This is a genomic window from Rhodoferax sp. GW821-FHT02C08 (genome assembly GCF_059421805.1).
The window spans coordinates 47,203-64,448 of the sequence record NZ_JBWKVR010000027.1 but is presented as its reverse complement, the minus strand read 5'-3'; the positions used below and the strand labels follow the sequence as shown (position 1 = coordinate 64,448).

The window sequence follows — 17,246 nt, the reverse complement described above, 5'->3', positions numbered from 1 at the left end:
GTCTGGCCGGGGGCAGATTCACTCTAGGCGACGCACGCTAAACTTTCAACAGCTAATTCAGACATGGCCTAAAAATAGGCCTCTAGCGCAGGATATATCTTCGCCTGCAGCTATTTAATCCATAGCACTGACATAGTCTTTCGGCGTGGTCACCCTGCCTAGAAACCCAGCCACCGGCACACAAAATGCATAGCGTGTACCCTGCTTGCCAGAAGGCCTGCCCATCGCTACATTGGATTTTTTGAGGATGCCCCCATGCCTGTTGACGTAGCCACCGGTTCCCCTGCCCCCGCCGCGCCGGCGGGCCCCAGCCACATCCGCCTGACCTCGCACGCCAGCGGCTACGGCGCCCTGCCGATACGCTGGGCCGCGGCCACCGCCGCCGAGCGCGGCCCGGTGGTCGGCACCACCACCAAGCGCAGCCACCGCAATGTGATCGGCACACACAGCGGCAGCTACAGCATCTACCGCGCGCTGGCCGTGGCCTCCGGCGGCCTGTCGCCCAAACACCGGGCGGACCTGACCAACACCATGCCGACCGACGTGATCGGCCCCTACCCGCAGTGGAGCGAGCCGGGCCGCATCGTCGCCATGGACCCCTGGGGCGCCACCATCGCCACCGAATTCGCAGCCGAGCTGGCGGCGGGCTACGACATCCGCCCCACCATCGCGGTGACGCAGGCCCATGTGATCCTGCCCGAGGTGATCGAGGCGCTGCAATCCGGCCGCCTGCAGGCCGACGGCAAGTTCCTCAACGCCAGCGGCGCCGCCATGGTCACCAAGGTGGCCGTGGAGCCGGTGTGGTACCTGCCCGAAGTGGCCAAGCGCTTCAACTGCACCGAGTCCGAGCTGCGCCGCGTGCTGTTCGAGGAAACCGGCGGCATGTACCCGGAGCTGGTGACGCGCAGCGACCTGGAGGTATTCCTGCCGCCCATCGGCGGGCTGACCGCCTATATCTTCGGCAACCCGCGCGACCTGGCGAACCCCGAGGTCGAACTCACCGCGCGCGTGCACGACGAATGCAATGGTTCGGACGTATTCGGCTCCGACATCTGCACCTGCCGCCCCTACCTGACGCATGCCATCGAGGAATGCATACAGGGCGCGCAGCGCGGCGGCGTAGGTCTGGTGTCGTATTTCCGCAAGGAAGGCCGGGCCCTGGGCGAAGTCACCAAATTTCTGGTTTACAACGCCCGCAAACGCCAGGTCGGCGGCGACACGGCCGACCAGTACTTCAACCGCACCGAGTGCGTGGCCGGCGTACAGGACATGCGCTTCCAGGAACTCATGCCCGACGTGCTGAACTGGCTGGGCATACGCAAGATCCACCGCCTGGTGTCCATGAGCAATATGAAATACGACGCTATCACCCGCGCCGGCATCGAGGTGGTGAAACGCATCAATATCCCCGAGCACATGATCCCCGCCGACGCCCAGGTCGAAATGGACGCGAAAATGGCGGCCGGTTACTTCACCCCCGGCGCTGTGCCGGACGCCGAAGAACTGAAAAAGGCCAAAGGCCGTGGACTCACTGAATGACTATGGATTTGATAGCTGCCAGCGCAGATGCTGCCTGCGCTAGCGCCCTATTACGCTCTACACAAGCGGTACGCGAACGGGCCCGGGGCCTGCTGGCGCGGGCCCGCGCCGGCAACTCCGCCTACTTCACGGTGGCGGATGCCGCCCTGCAACCCACCGCAGCCCTGGTGGCCCAGGTGACGCGCGAACGTTACCCCACGCTGGACATCCCGTACCACAGCCGCTGGCGCCATTTCGAGGCCGGTGGCGTAAAGCGCGTGGAGCTGCTCAACGAAGAGCTGGGCAAGGTATCGGTTGCCAAACGTGCCCGCTCGCAGATCGACCTGGCCATCGTCAGCGTGCTACTGGATGCCGGCGCCGGCCCCGACTGGCACTACAACGACCCGCGCACCGGCAAAACCTATAGCCGCTCCGAAGGCCTGGGCGTGGCCAGCTACAACGCGTTTACCAAGGGCCTGTTTTCCAGCAAACCCATGCAGCCCTGCCAGGCCGACGCCGAGGGCCTGCAGGCCATCACAGCGCGCCAGTTGGGCGATGCCTTCCAGGTCGGGGTGGAAAACCCGCTGGTCGGGCTGGAAGGCCGCGCCGCACTGCTACGCCGCCTGGGCGCGGTGATTGCCGTCCAGCCCGAGGTATTTGGTGGCGCCGGCGGCCTGTGCCGCCCGGGCCGCCTGTTCGACTACCTGGTGCCCGTGAATACCGACACCCCCACCGTCTCGGCCCACGCCATTCTGGTGGCACTGCTCACCACGCTATCGCCCATCTGGCCTGCGCAGAACGCTATCAAAACAGATGATGGCAGCGAGATCGCGCTGGGCGACTGCTGGCGCCACAGCGCCGTGCCCGGCGAGGGCGCAAGTGCCGGCTGGATGCCCTTCCACAAGCTGTCGCAGTGGCTCAGCTATTCCCTGCTGGAGCCGTTGGAATGGGCCGACGTGCCCGTCACCGGCCTGGACGCCCTCACCGGCCTGCCCGAATACCGCAACGGCGGCCTGCTGCTGGACGGCGGCGTGCTGGGCTGGAAAGACCCGGCCCTGGCCGGCCAGACGCATACCGCGGGAGATGAATGCATCGTCGAATGGCGCGCGCTGACCGTGGCCTTGCTGGACGAGCTGGCGCCGCTGGTGCGCGCCGAGCTGGGCCTGACGCCTGAGCAAATGCCCCTGGCCTGCGTGCTCGAAGGCGGCACCTGGGCCGCCGGCCGAGTGCTGGCACAGCGCCTGCGTGGCGGCACACCGCCTCTGAACATCGTCAGCGACGGCACCGTTTTTTAACTTGGAATCGAAGAGCACACCATGAGCACCGTACACCTGATCAACCACCCCCTGGTGCAACACAAGCTGACGCTGATGCGCCGCAAGGACGCCAGCACCAACACCTTCCGCCGCCTGCTCAACGAGCTGTCCAGCCTGATGGCCTACGAGGTCACGCGTGACATGGCGATGCAGGACATCGAGATCGAAACCCCGCTGGAGAAAATGACCGCCAAGGTCATCGACGGCAAGAAGCTGGTGTTCGTCTCCATCCTGCGCGCCGGCAACGGCATTCTGGAAGGCATGCTCAGCGTGGTGCCGGGCGCGCGCGTGGGCCACGTCGGCCTGTACCGCGACCCGAAAACGCTGACGGCCGTGGAGTACTACTTCAAGATGCCCAGCGAAATGCACGAGCGCGACATCGTCATCGTGGACCCGATGTTGGCCACCGGCAACTCGGCCATTGCAGCCGTGGAGCGCCTCAAGGAATTGAACCCGAAGTCCATCAAGTTCGTCTGCCTGCTGACCTGCCCCGAAGGCGTGGCCGCGCTGCAGGCCGCCCACCCGGACGTCGACATCTACACCGCCGCCATCGACCGCCAGCTCAGCGACCACGGCTACATCCTGCCCGGTCTAGGCGATGCGGGTGACCGCATCTTCGGCACAAAATAAGCCGCCAGCGCATATATCCATTGCGCCGGCAGCTATTTAATAGATAGCAAACCTAACACAGCTTTGCGATCCGTGTTTTTGAAAGAATGTGCATGCTGGATTTACTCGTCACCCACGCCACCCTGCCCAACGGCCGCAGCGGCATGTCCATCGCGGTACAGGACGGCAAGATTGTGGAAGTCAGCCCCGGCCTGCAGGCCGCTGCGCAGCAGACCGTGGATGCCCAGGGCCTGCTGGTCAGCCCACCGTTTGTGGACGCGCATTTCCACATGGACGCCACTCTGAGCTACGGCCAGCCCCGCGTCAACCAAAGCGGCACCTTGCTGGAAGGCATTGCCCTGTGGGGCGAGCTCAAACCCCATCTCACGCAAGAGGCTTTGGTGGACCGCGCCATGGCCTACTGCGACTGGGCCGTGGGCCACGGTCTGCTGGCCATCCGCAGCCATGTGGACATCTGCGACCCGCGCCTGCTGGCCGTGGAAGCCCTGCTGGAGGTGCGCCGCCGCGTCGCCCCCTACCTGGACCTGCAGCTGGTGGCCTTCCCGCAAGACGGCGTGCTGCGCGACCCGAACGGCATGGACAAACTCAAGCGCGCGCTGCAGATGGGCGTGGACGTGGTCGGTGGCATCCCCCACTTTGAGCGCACCATGGCCGACGGCGCGCTCAGCGTCAAGCTGCTGTGCGAGCTGGCCGCAGAACAAGGCAAGCTGGTGGACATGCACTGCGACGAGTCAGACGACCCACTGTCGCGCCACATCGAAACCCTGACCCATGAGACCAACCGCCTGGGCCTGCACGGCCGTGTCACCGGCTCGCACCTGACCTCCATGCACAGCATGGACAACTACTATGTGTCAAAGCTGTTGCCGCTGATGGCCGAGGCGCAGATGAACGTCATCAGCAACCCGCTGATCAACATCACCCTGCAAGGCCGGCACGACACCTACCCCAAGCGCCGTGGCATGACCCGCGTGCCCGAGATGCTAGCCCAGGGCCTGACCGTCGCCTTCGGCCAGGACTGCGCCATGGACCCCTGGTACAGCCTGGGCAGCGGCGACATGCTGGAAGTCGCCAGCATGGGCCTGCACGTAGCGCAGATGACCAGCCAGGCCGCCATGCGCCAGTGCTTCCAGGCCGTCACCGCCAACCCGGCGAAGATTCTGCAGCTGGAAGGCTATGGCCTGGAGGCCGGCTGCAACGCAGACTTTGTGCTGCTGCAGGCACAAGACCCGATCGAGGCGATTCGCCTGCGCGCCACCCGCCTACAGGTCTACCGCCGTGGCCAGCTGCTGGCCCAGACGCCGGCCACCACCGCCCGCCTGCACCTGCCCGGCCGGCCCAGCCAAACCGACTGGATGCTGCGTCCATGAACTTATGCGAAACAGGCCTCTTGCGCAGGTAATACCTGCGTAAGAAGCTATTAACTTGATAGCAAACTAGGCCAGGTTTTCAAACACCGGATGCAGATCGTCCGCCCAGTGCTGCAGCTCAGCCTGGTCGATATGCAGGTGCGACATGCAGGCCGAACCATGGCGGGCCCATTCGTCCGACTCGCGCGTGCCTTCATGCAGGGCCACCAAGTGCTCGGCCAGCAACAGCATGGCCACCAGATAGCGCACTTCGGGCGGGACGCTGGCCACCGGCAGAATGTCGAAGTCGTGGTGCAGGCGCACGGCGGCCGTCACCAGGGGCGGCAGCTTCCAGGTCTTGGCCACCAGCGCGCCCACCACGGCGTGGTCGGTCTTGTGGGCGGCGTTCTCGGTTGCCACAAAGCTGCGGTCCTGCCGCGCCAGGGCCTCGGCCAGGGTGCCGGCATAGCCCTTCAGGCCCTGCAACATCACCGGTATGCCCACATGGCAGAACAGGCCACAGGTCTGCGCCACGTCGGCATCCACACCGTACAGATGGCGGGCGATATAGGCCATGGCCAGGGATCGGCGGGTCGAGGTTTCCCAGAAATGCTCCAGCAAGGCCGCATCCACGCGGATCGCATGCCGGGTAAAGAAGCCGGTCAGCACGCCCACCGTCTGCTTCACGCCCAGCATGGCGATGGCCTCGCCCACGGTACGGGCCGGGCGCGAGCGGGCAAACAGCGGGCTGTTCGAATAACGTATCAGCGCCGCCGCCATGGCCACGTCCTGGCTGGCAATGCGGGCGATGGCGGCGGGGTCGGGGTCGCCGCCCCGCACTTCGCCCTGCAGCGCCAGCAAGAGCTGGGGGCACGGCGGGATCACGATATCCCGCACGGCGCCCTTGGCCTTGGCGGTTTCCAGTTCTCGGTCTATGTCTGCCAGCTGCATCGCGCCCCCTTAGTCCACGGAATTATGCCGACTTGCGCTTGGGTAGAATCCCCCCCGTCAGGAGAGAGTTTTCATCCGAAAACCGCCGAAGGCGCAGGGCCCCGCTACGTGGGCCTGAACGCTCAGGCAAAAGGACTGACAAGCGTTTCTCATCAAACGTCACCCCACTGGAGAGAAGTCCGCCCCGAGCGGACTCACCGAAGGCGCAACCCGCAGTCGGCCTGCACCACCGCAAGGCCGGCCCGGCGAATCGCTCAGGTAAAGCGGACAGCGGGGACCACACATGGCCGTCAAAGGCCATGATCCGATTGTGTGTCCCCGAAAGAACCGCCATGGCCGATTTGTTACTCACTCCCCTCAACGCGCTGCATCTGGAGCTCGGCGCCCGCATGGTGCCCTTCGCTGGCTACAGCATGCCGGTGCAGTACCCGGCCGGCCTGATGGCCGAACACCACCACACGCGTAACGCCGCCGGCCTGTTCGACGTATCCCACATGGGCCAGTTGCGCCTGGTCGGCCCCGATGCCGCTGCGGCCTTTGAAACCCTGGTGCCAGTCGACGTGATCGACCTGCCCGTAGGCAAGCAGCGCTACGGCCTGCTGCTGAACGACGAGGGCGGCATCCGCGACGACCTGATGTTTTTCAAGCAGGCGGAAGATGACATCTTCGTCGTCGTCAACGGTGCCTGCAAAGCAGCGGACATTGCCCACATCCAGGCCCGGATCAGCCTGCATTGCGAAGTCATCCCCATGCCGGAAATGGCGCTGCTGGCGCTGCAAGGCCCCAAGGCTGTAGACGCGCTGTCGCGCCTGGCGCCCGGCGTGGAAAAGCTGGTGTTCATGACCGGCGGCCATTTCATTGTTTCCGGCATCCCCTGCTTCTTGACCCGCAGTGGCTATACCGGCGAAGACGGTTTTGAAATTTCGGTACACCAAGACCAGGCCGAGGCACTGGCCCGCGCTCTGCTGGCCCAGCCCGAAGTCCAACCCATAGGCCTGGGCGCACGCAACTCGCTGCGCCTGGAAGCTGGCCTGTGCCTGTATGGCAACGACCTGGACACCAGCACCACCCCCATCGAAGCCGGCCTGAACTGGGCCCTGCAAAAAGTACGCCGCGCTGGTGGCGCGCGTGAAGGCGGCTTCCCAGGCGCTAGCAAAATACTAGCGCAACTCGCAGGTAAACCAGGCACTACAACCAAGAAACGTGTGGGACTGATGGCACTGGAACGTATCCCGGTGCGTGAACACACAGCCTTGCAGGACACCGCAGGCAACGCAATTGGCGAAGTCACCAGCGGCTTGCTTGGCCCCACGGTAGACAAGCCGATTGCAATGGCCTACGTGGCGCCAGAATTTGCCACCATCGGCACCCGTATCAACGCCATCGTGCGAGGCAAAATCGTGCCGATGGAAGTCACGTCCATGCCATTCACCCCGAACAATTACTTTCGCGGTTAATTCAACTTTTTACAGGAGCACCCCCATGAGCATCAAGTACACCGAAGACCACGAATGGCTGAACATCGAGGGCGACACCGCCACCGTCGGCATCACGCACCACGCGCAAGACGCATTGGGTGACGTAGTGTTCGTCGACCTGCCCGCCGTCGGCGCAAGCTTCGCGCAAAAAGACGTGGCCGGCGTGGTCGAGTCCGTGAAGGCCGCGGCCGATGTGTACATGCCTGTCTCCGGCGAGATCACCGAGGTCAACGAAGCCCTGCGCGCCGACCCTGCTCTGGCCAACACCGACCCACTGGGCGCTGGCTGGTTCTTCAAGGTCAAGCTGTCAGACGCATCGCAAGTCGCCGCCCTGCTGGACGAAACCGCCTACAACGCATTTAGCCAAAACGCCTAACCCTCCCTAGACCTGCCCCATGACGACCTCCCTGCACGAACTAGAAAACGCCAGCGAATTCATCGCCCGCCACATCGGCATCGACGCTGCCGACGAAACCCTGATGCTGGAAGTGATTGGCTCCAGTTCGCGCCGGGATCTGATTGACGGCATCGTGCCGCGCTCCATCGCGCGCAGCACGCCAATGGATCTGCCAGCGCCCGTGACCGAGGCGGCAGCACTGGCCGAGCTGAAGGCTATTGCCGCCAAGAACCAGGTCTTCAAAAGCTTCATCGGCCAGGGCTATTACGGTACCCACACCCCCGGCGTGATCCAGCGCAACATCCTGGAGAACCCCGCCTGGTACACCGCCTACACGCCCTACCAGGCCGAGATTTCGCAAGGCCGCATGGAGGCGCTGGTCAACTTCCAAACCATGGTCTGCGACCTGACCGGCATGCCGATTGCCAACGCGTCCATGCTGGACGAGGCCACCGCCGCCGCCGAGGCCATGGCCCTGGCCAAGCGCAGCGCCAAAAGCAAGAGCAATGTGTTCATCGTGGCGGGCGACTGCCATCCGCAAACCATCGAAGTCATCCAGACCCGCGCCAAGCCGCTGGGTATTGAAGTCAAGGTCAGCACCGCCGTCATCACCCTGCCCCAGCTGATGGCCAGCGGTGACTTCTTCGGCGTGCTGGCCCAGTACCCGGCCACCAACGGCATGGTGCACGACCTGCGCCCCCTGGTGGGCGTGGCCCATGCCAGCGGCGCAGCGGTCTGCGTGGCAGCCGACCTGCTGGCCCTGACCCTGCTGGTGCCCCCCGGTGAGTGGGACGCCGACATCGTCATTGGCAGTACCCAACGTTTTGGTGTGGCCATGGGCAACGGCGGCCCGCACGCCGCCTACATGGCCTGCCGCGACGCGTTCAAGCGCTCGCTGCCCGGCCGCCTGGTGGGCGTCAGCGTGGACGCGCACGGCAACCCGGCCTACCGCCTGGCGCTGCAAACCCGCGAGCAACACATTCGCCGCGAAAAAGCCACCTCCAACATCTGTACCGCCCAGGTGCTGCCGGCCGTGCTGGCCAGCATGTACGCGGTGTACCACGGCCCGCAAGGCCTGACCCGCATCGCCGAGCGCGTGGCCCGCTTGACGGCCATCCTGGCGCGCGGCCTGCAGCAAATGGGCTACGCGGTAACCAATGAATACGCCTTCGACTCGATCACCGTCAAAACCGGTGACGCTACCAATTTGATAGCTAGCCGCGCACAGCAATCCTGCGCCAACCTGCGTTTTCGCTTGAAAACCCATTTGGGCATCTCGCTGGACGAAACCACCACCCGTGGCGATATCGAAATGCTGTGGTCCTTCTTCGTCAAGCCCGGCGAACCCATGCCGCGCCTGAGCGAGCTGGAAAACAGCGTGGAGGTGATGATCCCCGAAGCCCTGCGCCGCAGCAGCGCCTTCCTGACACACCCGGTGTTCAACACCCACCACAGCGAAACCGGCATGCTGCGCTACATCCGCGCGCTTAGCGACAAGGACTTGGCGCTGGATCGCAGCATGATCCCGCTGGGCAGCTGCACCATGAAGCTCAATGCCACCAGCGAGATGATGCCCGTCACCTGGCCCGAGTTCGCCAACATCCACCCCTTCAGCCCGCCCGAGCAGCGCCTGGGTTATGCCGAGCTGAACAGCCAGCTCTGCGCCTGGCTCAGCCAGGCCACCGGCTACGCGGGCATCAGCCTGCAACCGAATGCCGGCAGCCAGGGCGAATACGCCGGCTTGCTGGCCATCAAGGCCTATTTCGATGCGCACGGCCAAAGCCAGCGCAATATCTGCCTGATCCCGTCCAGCGCCCACGGCACCAACCCTGCCAGCGCCCAGATGGCCGGCCTGACCGTGGTCGTTACCGCCTGTGATGCGAATGGCAACGTAGACATGGCCGACCTGCAGGCCAAATGCGAGCAGCACAGCAGTCACTTGGCGGCGGTGATGATCACCTACCCCAGCACGCACGGCGTGTTCGAAACCCAGGTAAAAGAACTCTGCGCCCTGGTGCACAGCCATGGTGGCCGCGTCTATGTGGACGGCGCGAATATGAACGCCCTGGTCGGCGTGGCTGCGCCTGGCGAATTCGGCGGCGACGTCAGCCATCTGAACCTGCACAAGACCTTCTGCATCCCACACGGCGGCGGCGGCCCCGGCGTTGGCCCGGTCTGCGTGGTCGAAGACCTGATCCCCTACCTGCCCGGCCACGCCACGGCCGGCGACAACAACCACGGCATCGGCGCAATCAGCGCGGCACCCTTGGGCAACGCATCCGTGTTGCCCATCAGCTGGATGTACTGCCGCATGATGGGTGCCGAGGGCCTGCAACACGCTACCGAAGCCGCCATCCTGGCCGCCAACTATGTCAGCACCAAGCTGCAGGCGCACTACCCCACTCTGTACGCCAGCGCCAACGGCCACGTGGCGCACGAATGCATCCTGGACCTGCGCCCCATCAAGGACAGCTGCGGTATTACCGCCGAAGACGTGGCCAAGCGCCTGGCCGACTACGGCTTCCACGCCCCCACGCTCAGCTTCCCCGTGCCCGGTACGCTGATGGTGGAGCCCACCGAGAGCGAAACCCTGGCCGAGCTGGACCGCTTCATCTTCGCCATGGTCGCCATCCGCGAGGAGATCCGCCAGGTCGAAGCCGGCACCTGGCCGCGCGACAACAACCCTCTGGTACACGCGCCCCATACCGCCTCCAGCCTGCTAGCCGCAGAGTGGGACCGTCCTTATGCGCGCGAAATCGGCGCCTTCCCGCTGGCATCGCTGAAACAGGCCAAGTACTGGCCGCCCGTGGGCCGGGTGGACAACGTGTATGGCGATCGCAACCTGTTCTGCAGCTGCGTGCCGGTAGCGGACTACGCCTGAAATCCGCGAAGGCATGCGCGGCACAGATCCTGCTGAGGGTAAGGGCATGAACACCCCTGCCCCACCGGTCCACATCCACACACCGTTTGAAGATGCGCAAGCCATCTTCACCGGCACCCTGTTTGTGTCTCTGGCATTGATATTATTTGCCCAGGTCGGGCTGCTCACCGGCGGCACAGCTGGGGCGGCCTTTCTGTTGCACTACGCCACTAATGTCACCCTGGGCAAGCTGTTCTTTCTGATCAATCTGCCGTTCTACTGGTTTGCCTGGACGCGCATGGGCCGCGAATTTACCTTCAAGACCTTCATCGCCATCAGCCTGTTATCGGCCATGGTGGAATGGTCGCCCAGCCTATTCGCAATAGACAGACTGCACCCCGCCTATGCAGCGGTGCTGGGAGGCCTGCTACTTGGTTCCGGCTGCCTGTTTCTGGCCCGCCACCGCGCCAGCCTGGGCGGCGCCACCATCGTCACCCTGTACCTGCAAAAAACCTACGGCTGGCGCGCCGGCAAGGTGCAGATGGGCATAGATTGCGGCATCGTCCTGCTGGCTCTCACCGCCATAGAACCCGCCCGCGTGGCCTACTCGGTGCTGGCAGCAGTGGTAATGAACCTGTTCATCTGGGTGAACCACCGGCCTGGGCGGTACGCGGTGTTGTGATGAAGCATGCAAAAAAGAGGCCTGCATGCTTGCCCGCGATCGAAGTCACACAAGCACCGTCCGTCATTACTCGCTCCGCGGAAAATAGCAACCGAGTGTAGGTTTGTGAAAAATTTTGCTGCACCGCAACAAAAACCAACTCCCGTAGCTCAAAATCCACTGACTGGCTGCTACGACAGCCAGTCAGAACCAAAGTCCAGCAGTTAAGAGCCATGACTGCATAGGTTCCAACGTCACTGGTTAAAACCATCGGACATTGCCCCTCGGCAGACTGCCAAAATATTGCACGAGATTTTCAATTACTGGCCGTATTTCGTATGTCGATTGCAGATATATGAATGAAGGCGAGATTAAATGTTTTATTTTGAAACAACTGGAGCAATACATATCCACTGCTATTACGACCTCTCGCGTTGAATGCCCGTACAAATAAAAATTGAACCGCAAAGGATGGCCTGTTAGTTGCTTTTACACCCTTCAGAAAATGCATAATTGCGCGCAATAAGGTTAAACCCTTTGTTCTGCCACCTGCCCTCAAGGAAAGTCCGCCAGTGAACAACTGCCAGTCCCGCACCAAGATTGCATCATCCTCAAAGGCATGCGATGTACGCCTAGTTGCGATGCAGCGGCCCCATTCCTGAAGCAACCACCAGCAACGCGCATGTTTCTAAACTACAGATCGGGTCTCGCGGCTCTCACCTTGCTTTTTTCCAGCCTACCCTTCGCATGGGCGGAAGGCGATGACGCACTCAAGCTGAACGCAAGCTACGCACTGCAAACGGACAGCAATCTTTTCCGACTGCCCGCAAGCACTCTGTCCAGCAAATCCAACACGTCTGAGGTGATCGGACTCACCACACTAGGGCTCAACTTCAACAAGGCATACAGCCTTCAGCAAGTTACCCTTGACGCAAGCCTCGTCGATTCCCAATATAAAAATAACAGCTACCTCAGCTTTGTAGCGCACAACGCAAAAGCAGCATGGCACTGGAGCGCCAGCCCTGAGTTGCAAGGCAACTTGCTCTACAAGCACATGCAAAGTCTCAACGATTTCGCGGATAACTCTACATTGAATGTGCGAAATGAACGTACAGATACCGTAGTGCGTGCAGATGGAGAATACGGCGTCAGCGGGCCGTGGCGTGTAATTGGCGCATTGATGTCAATTAAACAAATAAACGCACTGCCTACTGCAGCTGAAGGCAATACAGATAGCACGTTTACTGAAGCTGGTCTACGCTACGTGTGGGCCTCTGATTCCAGCTTGACATATACATATCGAAAGACTGACGGCAAATATACCGATAGAGCTTTACAAGAAGCCGCTTTGCTGGACGATACATTTCACCAGCAGGACAACGAACTCAAACTGCGTTGGGTCCTAACAGGTAAGAGTACCGTCAATCTAACTGCCGCCTATATCAGTAGAGCCCATCCTCATTACTCTCAGAGAAACTACAGCGGCATCAATACAAGTGCCAACCTCAATTGGGCCATATCTGGGAAATCCGCCCTCACGGCAGGCTGGATCCACGAGCTAACAAGCTATCAAACAGATACCTCTAACTATGCCAAAACTGACAGACTATCTTTTGGCCCAGTATGGCAGCCCACAGCAAAAGTTTCAGTTGGATTCAAATACGAATTGGCCTTCCGTGACTACCTCGGCAATCCTTCGGGAGTGGTTTCCGATCAACGCAGTGATACGCTAAAAGACATGAGTATTTCAATTGACTGGCAACCATACCAATCATTGATTTTAAGTACGTCTTTAAAGAACTCCAAAAGAACATCAAATCAAAGCAACTTAGATTTTGACAGCAATATGGCCACCTTCTCTGCTCAATATAGTTATTAGCAAAACGCCCAACCAACAAATAGGCTTTCATTTATGCTCAAGTATTTAATTAACCTAGCACCCAAAATACTGACCACACTCACTCTTGTAGTCAGTCTTGGTGCGCAAGCCCAAGTGCAACCAGATTATCCTTTGGGAGCAGGAGACTCCATACGCATTCAAGTATTTCAAAACCCAGATCTCACAGTAGAAACGCGAGTTTCAGAAAATGGAGTGGTCAACTATCCATTAATCGGCTTAGTGGAACTTGGTGGCTTACCCATAGCAACTGCAGAAAAAAAGATTGCAGACTCGCTACAGAAGGGGGGGTTTATTAAAAACCCACAAGTCAATATTGTGCTTTTGCAAATACGTGGCAACCAAGTAGCCGTTCTAGGACAAGTCACGCGGCCAGGGCGCTTCCCATTGGAAACTGCTAACACCCGACTGAGTGACATGCTGGCAATGGCTGGTGGCGCCACTCCAATAGGTGACGACGTCGCCATCGTTACAGGCCTGCGCAATGGCAAACCATTTCGCCAGCAGGTCGACATTCCCTCAATTTTCCTGACGGACAAAGCGCAAAACGATGTCGTTTTGCAAGGCGGCGACAGCATCTATGTGCATCGCGCACCTGTGTTCTACATCTACGGTGAAGCCCAGCATCCAGGTGCTTACCGTATAGACAGAAACATGACGGTTATGCAGGGGCTGGCTCTCGGGGGGGGCATAACTGCGAGAGGCACGGAAAAGCGTTTGCGACTAGATAGAAAAGCAGCAGACGGCAGCGTTCAGCAGCTGGAACCTAAACTTACTGACAAACTTCAAGCAGATGACGTGATTTACGTTAAAGAGAGCTTGTTTTAATCGGAACACTCCAGCATGACTATCCAGCAATTCCTACTCATTCTCCGAGCCCGTTACAAGGTAGCCTTAGCCGTACTGCTCATCACCGTTGCCTCGATCACGGCAGTCAGCTTGGTGCTACCCAAGCAGTACACGGCTACCGCAGCGATGGTGGTAGATGTGAAATCCCCCGACCCGGTAAGCGGCGTTGTACTGCAAGGCATGGTAGCGCCTGGATATATGGCTACGCAGGTGGACATCATCAACAGCGACCGCGTCGCCAAAAGTGCCGTAAAACTTTTACACATGGAAGAAAGCGCGGCTGTTCGCGAACAGTGGCAGACTGCTACCGAAGGCAAAGGCCAATTAATTGACTGGCTAACCGCAAAGCTTCAACAGAAGCTAGACGTAAAACCATCACGCGAAAGCAACGTTATAAACATCAACTACACCGGCACGGACCCAATTTTTGTAGCTGCGGCAGCCAATGCGTTCGCACAGGCCTATATGGATGTGAATCTGGATCTGCGCGTGGCACCTGCCAGGCAATATGCCGCCTTCTTTGAAGAGCAAACAAAGACTGCACGTGACAAACTTGAACTAGCCCAAAAAGCTCTTTCGGAGTACCAGCAGAAAAATGGTATTACTTCCGCAGACGAGCGCCTCGACTTTGAAATGGCCAAGCTGAACGAGACTTCCAGCCAGCTAACAAGCGTACAAGGCCAAACAACCGATAGCCAAAGCAAGCGGGGTAATGCCAAAGCAGACACCGTTGCGGAGGTGATGCAAAGCCCCGTCATAAGCAACCTTAAGGCAGACATTGCTCGACTTGATGCCAAGCTACAAGAAAGCAATATCAACCTCGGCAAGAATCACCCACAAACCCAACGGACAGAGGCCGAGCTGGCCACTCTGCGAGCCCAGCTGGATGCCGAAACTCGCAAAATTACCAGTTCTATTGAAACAACATTCCAAGTCAGCAAACAACGAGAACAACAACTACAAGGGGCCCTAGCCGCCCAAAAATCTCGGGTGCTCATGCTGAACAAGCAACGTGATGAGCTGAACGTGCTTCGCCGTGATATTGAATCTGCCCAACATGCATTTGAGTTGGTCAGTCAACGCGCCTCCCAAACGAATATTGAAAGCCAAAGCAACCAAACCAATATCTCCGTATTAAACCAGGCTACACCACCTGCAACACCGTCTAAACCCAAGGTTTTGGTTAATGTGCTGGTTTCTATCTTTTTAGGTACCCTGCTAGGTATAGGCATGGCACTGATCCTGGAGCTAGCCAACCGTCGCGTGCGTTCCACCGAAGATATGTTGGAGGCGCTAGGTTTACCTGTACTTGGCGCAATCAGCTCTGCCGCAATCATGTTCAAACAAAATGCTCCTGAAAAAGGAGCCAAAGCATGAATACCATGAACCTGCCAGCCTCTGTGCAACCAACCGACAAAGCCCGCTCGATAGGAGACATTCTGGTGTCGACAGGTCGGCTCACACTAGAGGATGCAGTACGTATAGTGCAGCGCCAACTTAGTGATAACTCGAAATTCGGCGATGCAGCAATCGCCCTCAATTTGCTCACGAAAGACGATGTCGACTTCGCTCTTTCACAACAATTTGACTACACCTATTTGTCAGACCGTGACACCAGCCTTAGCAACGAATTGGTAGCTGCCTACAAGCCATTCAGTGGCGTGGGTGAAAACCTGCGGGCCGTTCGTAGCCAACTGATGTTGCGATGGTTCAACACAGATAGCAACCACAAAGTGTTGACGGTAGTAAGTCCAGGAGTCGGCGAAGGTCGTAGCTTCATTGCGGCCAACCTGGCAATTGTTTTTGCCCAGCAAGGTGAGCGCACCCTTCTGATAGATGGCGATCTGCGAACAGGACGCCAACAAAAACTATTCAAGCTAGGCAAGAATACCGGCTTGTCAGGTGTACTTGCTGGCCGCGCTGAGCTGGATGCAGCATTGCCAGTCCCTAGCCTACCCGGCCTGACCGTACTGCCTTCGGGCGCCGTGCCTCCCAACCCTCAGGAGCTTTTGGGCAGAAACACTTTTGACTATTTACTTCAGATAGCAGCTCAAAAATTTGACGTAATTATCGTAGACACCCCTGCAGGGAGCGCCTTTGCAGATGCCGAATTAATTGCGGCGCGCGCCGGGGCTGCTGTGATGCTCGCCCGCAAGAATCAAAGCTTGCTTCCTCAAACCACGCTACTGACCCGGCGCCTGCAGGACAGCGGGGTTACTGTCGTTGGCTCGATATTGAACGACGTCTAAACCTAAAGGTGAGTCCAATTGGTGCAAGTAATAAAACCTTACTTCAATCGCAAATTACCAAATACTGATTGGGCAAACCATGTTCAAAAAATCTGCAAAACAATATAAAAGATGCAATGCAATCTTTAGAAACGCGCTACTTCTGCCAAATAAATTTCCATCACTTTTGAGATGAAACCGCCCTTAAAGGCACAGAAAATAGGACATCAACATGTTCGGGGTTATTCGCCTACGGACGTAAACATTTGGAACGCGCGTTGCCTGTCCCTCATCCCCCTAATTTCATGGCACCCCACACTTGGCAAACACGCTGGCACACACTGCTGGAAACGATAACCCGCATGCAGACGCCTGCTCAGTTGCAAGAATATCTGCAACAACTCACCACTGCAGGTTCACCACACGTGCTGGCGTTTGTGAATGCCCATGCCATGAATTCAGCAGCAACCTCTGATCAGTTTTATAGAGCACTAACCAGCGCAGACACTTTGCTTCGGGATGGGAGCGGCATGGCCACTCTGTTCAAAATGATGGGCTTGCAGCCAGGCCTTAATCTAAATGGAACAGACCTTATTCCGCAAATTATTCGCTGCTTTAATGGACAGCCCATTGCCTTATATGGAACGGAAGAACCTTACCTTGGGCAATGCAGGTCCACCGTGCAAACCAGCATAGCCCCTCTCAGCGAACTACAAACTGCCAATGGATTTCTATCCATCGCAAATTACATTGAGCTCGCACAATCACACCAGCCCAGGCTCATCGTGTTAGGCATGGGAATGCCAAAACAAGAGGAAGTTGCAGCCGAATTGCGCAAGCACATAACTGGCAACTGCATAATTGTATGCGGCGGTGCGATTATCGATTTCCTGGGAAATAAGGTTGCCCGGGCACCACGTTGGATGCGCAAAATCGGGATTGAGTGGTTGTATCGTCTCGCACTAGAGCCCAGAAGGCTTTTCAAACGTTATGTGCTTGGAAATCCCTTATTCATTCTCCGTGCACATACGCTGAAAACCAATAAAACAAATATCACTTCCAAAAACGACTCAGCCAACTGATTAGAGTTAGTAGCCAGAAATCTCAACATT

The 17,246-nt window shown here is 59.1% G+C and carries 14 protein-coding genes and 2 riboswitches; of the genes, 13 read left to right on the top strand and 1 reads right to left on the bottom strand.

The features are described 5' to 3' along the window. Positions 1 to 255: 255 nt before the first annotated feature. The 4 genes from AC07VY_RS23275 to AC07VY_RS23260 all read left to right on the top strand — a co-directional run bounded on the left by AC07VY_RS23275 (position 256) and on the right by AC07VY_RS23260 (position 4,834). On the top strand, positions 256 to 1,539 hold the full coding sequence (locus AC07VY_RS23275; protein ID WP_495099568.1) for a GTP cyclohydrolase II: 1,284 nt from the start codon (positions 256 to 258) through the stop codon (positions 1,537 to 1,539). Then, positions 1,536 to 2,813: a URC4/urg3 family protein gene (locus AC07VY_RS23270; RefSeq protein WP_495099567.1), complete on the top strand. Its 1,278-nt coding sequence runs from the start codon at positions 1,536 to 1,538 to the stop codon at positions 2,811 to 2,813. Before AC07VY_RS23275 ends, AC07VY_RS23270 begins: the two co-directional genes overlap by 4 nt. Positions 2,814 to 2,834: 21 nt before the next feature. Next, positions 2,835 to 3,464, top strand: a complete 630-nt coding sequence (gene upp, locus AC07VY_RS23265; RefSeq protein ID WP_490590242.1) for a uracil phosphoribosyltransferase — start codon at positions 2,835 to 2,837, stop codon at positions 3,462 to 3,464. A 92-nt stretch (positions 3,465 to 3,556) separates the two neighbouring features. Then, positions 3,557 to 4,834, top strand: a complete 1,278-nt coding sequence (locus tag AC07VY_RS23260) for an amidohydrolase family protein (RefSeq protein ID WP_495099566.1) — start codon at positions 3,557 to 3,559, stop codon at positions 4,832 to 4,834. A gap of 66 nt (positions 4,835 to 4,900) precedes the next feature. On the opposite strand, the gene AC07VY_RS23255 is transcribed toward AC07VY_RS23260, so the two are convergent. Next, complete coding sequence (locus tag AC07VY_RS23255; RefSeq protein ID WP_495099565.1) at positions 4,901 to 5,764, bottom strand: HDOD domain-containing protein; 864 nt, start codon at positions 5,762 to 5,764, stop codon at positions 4,901 to 4,903. A gap of 48 nt (positions 5,765 to 5,812) precedes the next feature. Beyond that, a riboswitch (glycine riboswitch) is annotated at positions 5,813 to 5,912 on the top strand. Positions 5,913 to 5,921: 9 nt separating this feature from the next. Further along, positions 5,922 to 6,045: riboswitch (glycine riboswitch) on the top strand. Between the two features lie 51 nt (positions 6,046 to 6,096). Between AC07VY_RS23255 and gcvT the strand changes: the two genes are divergently transcribed. The 9 genes from gcvT to AC07VY_RS23210 all read left to right on the top strand — a co-directional run bounded on the left by gcvT (position 6,097) and on the right by AC07VY_RS23210 (position 17,216). Beyond that, entirely contained in the window at positions 6,097 to 7,221 is a 1,125-nt protein-coding gene (gene gcvT / locus AC07VY_RS23250; RefSeq protein ID WP_495099564.1) for a glycine cleavage system aminomethyltransferase GcvT, read from the top strand. 25 nt (positions 7,222 to 7,246) lie between these two features. Beyond that, entirely contained in the window at positions 7,247 to 7,618 is a 372-nt protein-coding gene (gcvH, locus tag AC07VY_RS23245; protein ID WP_495076491.1) for a glycine cleavage system protein GcvH, read from the top strand. A gap of 19 nt (positions 7,619 to 7,637) precedes the next feature. Then, the gene (gene gcvP, locus AC07VY_RS23240; protein WP_495076490.1) at positions 7,638 to 10,520 is read left to right on the top strand and encodes an aminomethyl-transferring glycine dehydrogenase; all 2,883 of its coding nucleotides are present in this window, start codon (positions 7,638 to 7,640) and stop codon (positions 10,518 to 10,520) included. Between the two features lie 46 nt (positions 10,521 to 10,566). Beyond that, positions 10,567 to 11,181 carry a YitT family protein gene (locus AC07VY_RS23235; RefSeq protein WP_495099563.1) on the top strand — a complete coding sequence of 205 codons (615 nt, stop codon included), beginning with the start codon at positions 10,567 to 10,569 and terminating at the stop codon, positions 11,179 to 11,181. Positions 11,182 to 11,842: 661 nt separating this feature from the next. Next, positions 11,843 to 13,039, top strand: coding sequence for an XrtB/PEP-CTERM-associated polysaccharide biosynthesis outer membrane protein EpsL (epsL, locus tag AC07VY_RS23230; RefSeq protein ID WP_495099562.1), 1,197 nt, complete (start codon positions 11,843 to 11,845; stop codon positions 13,037 to 13,039). 33 nt (positions 13,040 to 13,072) lie between these two features. Further along, the gene (epsE, locus tag AC07VY_RS23225) at positions 13,073 to 13,885 is read left to right on the top strand and encodes a polysaccharide export protein EpsE (RefSeq protein ID WP_495099561.1); all 813 of its coding nucleotides are present in this window, start codon (positions 13,073 to 13,075) and stop codon (positions 13,883 to 13,885) included. 15 nt (positions 13,886 to 13,900) lie between these two features. Beyond that, a complete protein-coding gene (gene epsF, locus AC07VY_RS23220) occupies positions 13,901 to 15,283 on the top strand; it encodes a chain length determinant protein EpsF (protein ID WP_495099560.1) in 1,383 nt (460 codons plus the stop codon). Continuing rightward, a complete protein-coding gene (gene epsG, locus AC07VY_RS23215; protein ID WP_495099559.1) occupies positions 15,280 to 16,155 on the top strand; it encodes a chain length determinant protein tyrosine kinase EpsG in 876 nt (291 codons plus the stop codon). Before epsF ends, epsG begins: the two co-directional genes overlap by 4 nt. A gap of 284 nt (positions 16,156 to 16,439) precedes the next feature. Then, positions 16,440 to 17,216 carry a WecB/TagA/CpsF family glycosyltransferase gene (locus tag AC07VY_RS23210; protein WP_495099558.1) on the top strand — a complete coding sequence of 259 codons (777 nt, stop codon included), beginning with the start codon at positions 16,440 to 16,442 and terminating at the stop codon, positions 17,214 to 17,216. Positions 17,217 to 17,246 lie beyond the last annotated feature (30 nt).